The 7,740-nt window shown below is 65.6% G+C and carries 3 protein-coding genes; 2 read left to right on the top strand and 1 reads right to left on the bottom strand.

Going from position 1 to position 7,740, the window contains the following annotated elements; translation table 11 throughout:
* Nucleotides 1-317: 317 nt before the first annotated feature.
* Nucleotides 318-2,333, bottom strand: a complete 2,016-nt coding sequence (locus KME77_RS23445; RefSeq protein ID WP_219471090.1) for a P-loop NTPase fold protein — start codon at nt 2,331-2,333, stop codon at nt 318-320.
* Nucleotides 2,334-2,719: 386 nt separating this feature from the next.
* Between KME77_RS23445 and KME77_RS23440 the strand changes: the two genes are divergently transcribed.
* Both KME77_RS23440 and fxsT read left to right on the top strand, forming a co-directional pair.
* On the top strand, nt 2,720-4,672 hold the full coding sequence (locus tag KME77_RS23440; RefSeq protein WP_219471089.1) for an nSTAND1 domain-containing NTPase: 1,953 nt from the start codon (nt 2,720-2,722) through the stop codon (nt 4,670-4,672).
* 500 nt (nt 4,673-5,172) lie between these two features.
* On the top strand, nt 5,173-7,719 hold the full coding sequence (gene fxsT / locus KME77_RS23435; RefSeq protein WP_308250850.1) for an FxSxx-COOH system tetratricopeptide repeat protein: 2,547 nt from the start codon (nt 5,173-5,175) through the stop codon (nt 7,717-7,719).
* The last annotated feature ends 21 nt before the right edge of the window (nt 7,720-7,740 follow it).

Genomic DNA, 7,740 nt, shown 5'->3' with positions numbered 1-7,740 from the left:
GCCCAAGCCCTGAACCTCTGAACCTCTGAACCTCTGAACCTCAACCATCCTGCCCAACCTGACCGTGACCACCAGGCCGAGGTTCGCTGCCGCCTGCCCACCAACTGACCGATCTTCGAGTCAGTACTGGGTGCCGGAGATTTATGGATCAGAGGATGGTCGCGTGGCTGCTGTCGGTGGGTCATCACTCTGTTGAATGCATTGCAACCTTCCTGCTGAAATCCAGAAACTCGCTCGACAGGCTGCTCTCGCTCATGCTCAGCAATTTCTGAAGTTGTCCATCCGCCAATCATGTCGACGCCGTCACCAGCAGGTTCTCAAGACCTCAAAGCGATCGAGCATTCTTCGGCTGCGCGCTTCAGCTTCCGCTCGATCTCCCGTGGATGCCGTCCCAGTGAAGAGCGGGCCTCCGCCAATGTGATGACCGCTTTTCTCATCGCCTCGGTCTGCCACGCCGTCGGCGGACACGCCACGGAGAACAGGCGCTCGCAAAGGCCGGCGATTCGAGCGTACGGGGCCAGGGTGGTCGCCAGTTGGGCCTCGGCCGCCACCATTCCCGTGTCCGAGGGGAACTCGGTTGCCTCGACGAGGTCGTACAGGTTCGCGGACTCGTCCTCCAGCGACTCCTGGAACGTCAGAACCGATTCCAGCATCGCCTTCGTGAGGTCGGTGCCCTCCTCCCGCAGCTTCTCGACGGTCGCGTCCACGACCTCACGCAGGTCATGCCGCAGCACGCGCCGGGACAGCAGAGAGATGGTGGCCTCCTCGTCCTCCCCGAGTTCGCGCTTGAGGTCCACGCACGAGCGTGCGGTCCGGATGAGGTCGCGGGCGTGACCGCCCGACCAGGCATGACAGAACAGGACGAACACCCTGGAGAAGTCGCGCGCGCGCCGGGAGATGAGCGTCTGTGATTCCTCCAGCGAGAGCGGAGCGACCGAGATGATGGTGTCGAACGCCGAGTCGAACACGTCGCGCATCGGCACTCCTCGCGCGGCGAAGCTGTGCATGGCGTCCGTGGACACCGACAGGACGAAGTGTGCCTTGGCGACGTGGAACAGATCCTTGAGGCCGTTGATCGCTTTGACGGCGTCGGCTGGATCCGTCAACTTGTCGAGCTCGTCCACGCAGATGACGACGGGTTTGTTGCCGAGCACGAGCAACTGCTCGACGAACTGCCGTAGCGCCTGCACCGAGTCGGCGTGGGTCACCTCGCGCTCGGCGTGGGAGAGCTTACGGCCGCCCTCGAAGCCCGAGCCGCTGATCTTGAGCCCGGCGCTCGCGTTGCTCTCGACCGACGTGGACCAGTGCAGGAAGTCGAGTTGCTGCAGGCAGAGCTCACCCGTTGTCTGCGGCGAGGCCATCGCTCTCGTCTGCATCCGGAAGGAGGTCCATCCCCTGCTGAACACGAACCCGATGATCAGGGCTCCCAGCACGACGGCCGCGAAGCCTGCCCAGCCGAGGTCGAACGGGGTCGGCGCGGGACGGTTCTTGTCGTAGATCCACAAGGTGATGAGGAGGAGCACCGCCACCGCCATGACGAGGGTCCGCAGAATCGCCCGTACAGCCGGCATCGCCATGCGGCTGCGGACGAGGCTCGCGCCGCTGGATCTCACGCCGGCCCGCGCCAGTTCGCCGTGGATGAGGCGGGTGAACTCCACGGGGGCGTACTGCACCGGCGCGCTGACCAGAGCGACGTGGCAGTCGAGAGCATTGTCCGACGACAGCCGTCGCATCAGCGTGGTCTTGCCTGAGCCACGGGCACCAGCCAGCCCGGTCGCCGAGGACTCGTGCTCGGCGATGAAGGCGCGCAGCCGCTCGTAGGTGCGGGAGGGGATGGTGTCCTGAAGGTTGAGCTCCACCAGAGCGGGAGCCTGGGACGTGCGCAGGGTGCCGGACCAGCGCGCCTTGTCGTCCTGCAACTCGTTGATGATGAGGCGGATCAGGGCCCGCAGTGGCGGTAGCAGCGCCGCGCGGAGCTCCCGCGAAGCGGTCAGGTTCCGCCGCCGGATCATGCTCCACCAGCTCACGAAGACGGATGAGCCCACCGCCGCCAGGCCGGCCGAGAACGTGACGACGGCCGCTCTCGACCAGGAGGAGAATCCGGCGCTCCAGATGGTGACGCCGAGGAAGAGGAGCGCCATCACGAGGAGAACCACGACGGCGACGGCCCAGGGCCGGCGCCACGCACGGCGTGCTCCGTCGGCCGTGGTGATCTCTTCCGTGAGCGGGTCGAAGATCTGGTCGGCTCGCCGCCGGACGTCGCCGAGTATCTCGGGATGAAGCTCTGGGTCGCACTTCAGCTCGGCGTCGTTCTCCAGCAGCTCGCGTGCCACCCGAGCCAACTCCTCAGGGGACAGCCGATTGGCCCTGTCGCGCATCGTCACCACCCGCCGGCCGCCGTCTGGGACACCGATTCAGGTCACCATAAATACAGTTGCGGTCCAGCAGGAAAGGAAAGTGTTTCCGGGCCGGACGGTTCTGCCGGTGTCCACGTAGGACTTCTGGCGCTAGATATAGCATGACGGAGGACTTTCTTGGATGATTGCGTCATTATTGCGCCGGATATCCAACCAGATCGCTATCACGGAAGCCTCGGCATGGACGGCCACGCGTATACGGCAGACGGGACGTGTGTGCTACGAGGAGTTCGTTCTTGTCGGCTGCAATGGGGACGGGAGAGCGTGATGCGACAGGTCCGGACGTCGGCAGGAGCCGTTTCGTGACCCCACACGACACCTGCCCGTGGGTCGGTCTCCGGCCGTTCGGCGAGATTGACCAGGTCGGCTTCTTCGGACGTGATAACGAAACTCGCGAGGTGGCCGAACTCTGGCAGGGACATCGCCTGTCATTGCTGATCGGCGATTCAGGTGTCGGGAAGACGTCCTTGTTGCACGTCGGGGTGGCTCCATTCCTGACCAACAACGGAGCCCATGTGCTGCCGATCGGTGACCTCAGCTACCGCAGGACCCTCCCGGCGCCGGTGGTCACGGCCCGAGGCCATGCCCTTTTCGCCCTGCTGTCGTCGTTGCAGCCAACGGAGGACCCGGCCCGCAGCGTCGGTCTGACGGTCGCGGAGTTCTTCCGGCGGCGGACCGCCGCCGCGCCGCGAGGTGCGTCCACCCTGGTGGCGATCGACGGTGCCGAGAAGCTGTTCCGTCCCTCTGCCATGTCGAGCCCGGAGCACTGGCGTCTCCTCGAGGAGCTGGAGGTCGCTCTCCGCGCCTTTCCGGACGTCCATCTGTTGCTGTCGATCCGACCGGAATGGAGCGAGGAGGCACGCGGCTTCGGCAGGGCGCTGGGCGAGGTCCCCGCGCAGTACGTGCTGCTGCCGCTGGACTCGCAGTCCGCGATCAACGCGCTGACCCGGCCGCTGCTGAACCGGAACCTGCAGTTCGACCTCGGCCTACCCGCCCAGCTCGTCGACGCGTTGGCGATCGGCCACGACACCCCTGGTGGCGCACGCGTGGAACCCGTCCTTCTGCAGGTGCTGTGCGCCGAACTCTGGCGGGGGCTGGCCCGGGGCGGCACGTTGTCCGACGTCGCGAGAAAGGTGCTCGACAACGTGGACGGGGTGCTGGCCGAGTTCTGCACCCGTACGCTGTTCACGTTGACCTCCGACCACGACCTGCCGACCTGTGAGATCGGCGGCTGGATGCGCCGGACCTTCACCACGTGCTCCGACGAGACCGCGCCGCCGCAGGCCAGGCCCGCGCTCCGAAGCGACCGGCCGAAGGCGATCACGGACACCGTCGTCCGTGCGGTGGAGGACCGGCATCTTCTCAAGTTCTGCCGGCTGGCCGACGGGGACGGCTTCCAGCTTCAGCATCCGCGGCTGGCAACCGCGCTCCAGGGGCTCGGGGAGGCTCCGATGGTGCCTGGTGATCGCCGGGCGAGCGACCTCCTGCGCGCGGCGGAGCAGGCGATGTCCGCAGGCGACCTGGGCCTTGCCCGTAAGTACGCACAGGGGGCGCTGATGCTGATCGGAGAAGGGCACAGCGGGATCGGTGTCTCCGCTCAGATGATCCTGGGCGACGTCGCGTACATGCGGGCGGAGCACGAAGCCGCCCTGAAGGCCTACGAGGAAGCCGTGGCCTGGACGGCGGACTCCAGGTCTCCCGCTGTCGCGTACCTGTTCGCCGCGCTCGCACGCGTGCACCTGCACCGCGGGGATCCGAAGAGCGCGTTGGACAAGGCGCGTTCCAGCCGGTTCATCCCGGCGGGCGAGACGATCACCTTGCTGGAGTTCGGCCAGGCTCTCTGGCGCACGGGCCGGCACCAGGCCGCGATCAGGGAGGTGAACTCCGCGTTGAACAGGGATCCAGGGCATGTCGAAGCCCTCCGCATCCGGGGGGAGATCTATGCGGACTGGGGGAGATCGCAGCAGGCCCTGAACGACCTGAACAGTGTCGCTGCCGCGGCGCCGCCGTCGGCCCGCGCGGCGTACATCCTGGCGGCGAGCCCGAATGTTCCCGTGTCGCAGCGCGAGATCGATGAGCTTCGCGAAGAGGGCAGGATGAATGGCATGGTCCTGCTGTATCTTGCCCGTTCGATGCAGAGGCGCGGCGAACGGAGCCTTGCCGCAGAACTCGCCGGAGAAGCCCTTCAGGCGACACATCCACGCCTGTCACATCATCATCAGGCGCAGGCTGAAAAAATCGCACGCAGGCAGTAACGAGCGACGGTGGAAAATATTGCCGTTTCTGTCCGGTCGTGGTGTTATGTCTTACTTGTCGTCCGAAGGGCCGATGGAGCTGCTGAACCCGGAGATTGCGTCGATGTCTCGCTGGTTGAGGGTCGAGAGGTCCCTAATCGCATAGGCGAAGACTGAACTGTCGAGTTTGTCGAGGTCATGGAGAGACAGAGCGGAACAATTAGGTAGCTGACCTGCCAGTTTGCTCTCCTGTGACTCCATAACTCAGCTCCCAACCTGTGCCTCACGTGACCGGACCAGCATACAAGGGGGGAGCCGCCTCTGGGACGGACGGATGTTGCGAAATGATCTCTGCTCAGCATGCGGGATATGGTCAAGGCGTTTACTCTAGGACGGCCTTTGGTGTTCTTTGCTTTTGTTCGGGTTCCGGGATGTGACATGGCCGTTTTTGCAGGCGCCATTGACTGCATCGACGCGTTGCTCAACGTTGGACCTGGTATCCACGATTCGGAGGTGGCCTTGTGACCGGGACCCAGCCGAGCGAAGTACGGCGGTCGACGGCCCCTGAGGTGTGGGGCAAGGTTCCGGGGAGGAACAAGAACTTCACCGGCAGGGAAGAGCTTCTCGAAAGACTGCGCTCGGGAATGACCGCCGAGGCGACGGGGCAGGTCACGGTGGTCCTTCCTCAGGTCCTCCCGCACGCCCTCCACGGCCTGGGCGGCGTCGGGAAGACGCAGATGGCGGTGGAGTACGCCTACCGGTACCGCAGCGAGTACGACCTCGTCTGGTGGATCTCCGCCGATCAGCGGGTCCTCATCCGATCGTCACTTGCGGCGCTGGCTCCCCACCTCAGCCTCCCGTCGGCCGCGGCGATCGGTGTCGAGGACGCCGCCAACGCCGCGCTCGACGCGCTGCGCCGCGGCAAGCCGTACGACCGCTGGCTGCTCATCTTCGACAATGCGGACGAGCCGGAAGAGGTCCTGGACGTCATCCCGAACGGACCAGGCCATGTCCTGATCACCTCCCGCAACCACCGCTGGGAGGACGTCGTCGAGGCCGTTCCGGTCGACGTATTCACGCGGGAGGAAAGCGTCGCGTTCCTCAACAAGCGCGTCCGCAGGACGATCGCCCCCGAGGACGCCGACCGGCTCGCCGATCAGCTCGGAGACCTGCCCTTGGCGCTGGAACAGGCCGGTGCTCTCCAGGCCGAGACGGGCATGCTCGTCGACGAGTACATCGAGCTGCTGAACAAGCACACTAGCCAGCTCCTCGACGAGGGCAAGCCGACGGAGTACCCCATCTCGATGACGGCGGCCTGGAACCTCTCGGTCAGCAGGCTGACCGAGCGCCGGCCGGAGGCCATCGACCTGCTGCGTTGCTGTGCGTTCTTCGGCCCTGAGCCGATCCCGCGCGACGTGTTCAGCCAGCGGGTCAGTGACCTGAGCCCGCAGCTGGCCGAACTGCTCGCCAACCCGATCAAGCTGAGCCGGTCGGTGGGGGAGCTCGGTCGCTTCGCTCTCGCGCGTGTCGACCCGGGCAGCCGGACCATCCAGGTGCACCGGCTGATCCAGGCGCTGGTACGCGACGAGCTCGAACCCGTGGAAAGAGCGAGCCATCTCGCGGACGTCCATCGCCTGCTGACTGGCCTGCAACTCGGCAACCCCGACGAGTCGGTCAACTGGAGTCGTTATGGCGGTGTTCTGGGACACGTCGTGCCTTCCCGGCTTCAGGAGAGCTACGACCCGAAGGTCCGCGACTTCGCGCTGAGCCTGGCGCGATACCTGTACATGTCCAGCGATGGCTATGCCCAGGAGTTCGTCAACCTTTTCATCCATAAGTGGGAGCAGGACTCCGGCCCCGACGATCCCCATGTGCTGAGGGCCTACCGCGAGCTGGGCAACATCCTTCGCCAGCTCGGCAGGTACAACGAGGCCTACGAGCTCAACCAGCAGACGCTTGCCAAGATACAGCGAGTGAGTACGCTTCACGACGAGTTGCTGCTCCTGATCAGCAGCATCGGCGGCGATCTGCGTGCGAGTGGGGACTTCGCGGCGGCCCTGGAGCACGACAAGGATTCGGTACGACGCCATGAGGCAGCCTTCGGACCGGACGATCAGCGAACCCTACGCGCGAAAAATAACCTAGGCTTGGATTACAGTCTCACCAGTCGTTTTCAGCAGGCTCGAGAGCTGCACGAGGTCGCCTACCTGGGAGTACGGGATGCGCAGGCGGGCGCCGCGACCGTCCTGACACACTGGAATACGCTCGCCCGCGCGGTCCGCCTGAACGGTGACTATGCCGAGGCTTGCGACATCGGCGAGGAGGCTGTCGCTTACGGCATGGAGTACCTGGGTGGCGAGCACTTCGTCTACCTCTGGACCGCCAAGGACCTCTCCATCGCCTGGCGGAGGCTCGGCGAGCTCGACAAGGCGCTGGAGATGTCCACGGAGGTGCACGGCCGTTACGTCCGCAGATACGGCCTCGACCACCCCGACACGCTGGCCGCCGCCATGTCACTCGCCAACATCAAGCGCAACAACGGTCAGGAGCAGGAGGGACTGGAACTGGCGAGTGACACGGTCAAGCGCTATCCGCGTATCTACGGCGTCGACCATCCCTACTATCTGACCTGCCAGGGAAATCTGGCGCTGCTGCATCGCACCTGCCAGGACCCCGCGAAGGCCCGCCAGCTGAACGAGGAGACGCTGGAGAGCATCGAGCAGCGTCTGGGACGCGACCACCACTATTACCTGACCGTGGCGACCAACCTGGCGAGCGACCTGGCGGCGTTGGGTCAGTACGAGGCGGCCGTGGAACGAGGACGCGACACCTATCGCCGCCTGGCCGAGCTCGTCGGCCAGGACCACCCGATGGCCCTGGCCTGTGCCGCCAACCTGTCGGTCGACCTCAAGCACCTCGGCACGCCGGAAGCCGTCGAGGAGGGGGCGAGGCTCCGGGAGGACACGCGCCACCGGTACGCGCGCAAGCTCACCCTGGAGCATCCCGACGCCGTCGCCTTTCTCGAAGAACGGCATCTGGACCTCGACTTCGACCCGCCGCCGATCTGAGGCGTCCGGCCCCGGTGCCCT

The sequence above is a fragment of the Nonomuraea rhizosphaerae genome, from assembly GCF_019396405.1.
GTDB lineage: Bacteria > Actinomycetota > Actinomycetes > Streptosporangiales > Streptosporangiaceae > Nonomuraea > Nonomuraea rhizosphaerae.
This window is presented reverse-complemented; position numbering and strand designations above follow the sequence as displayed.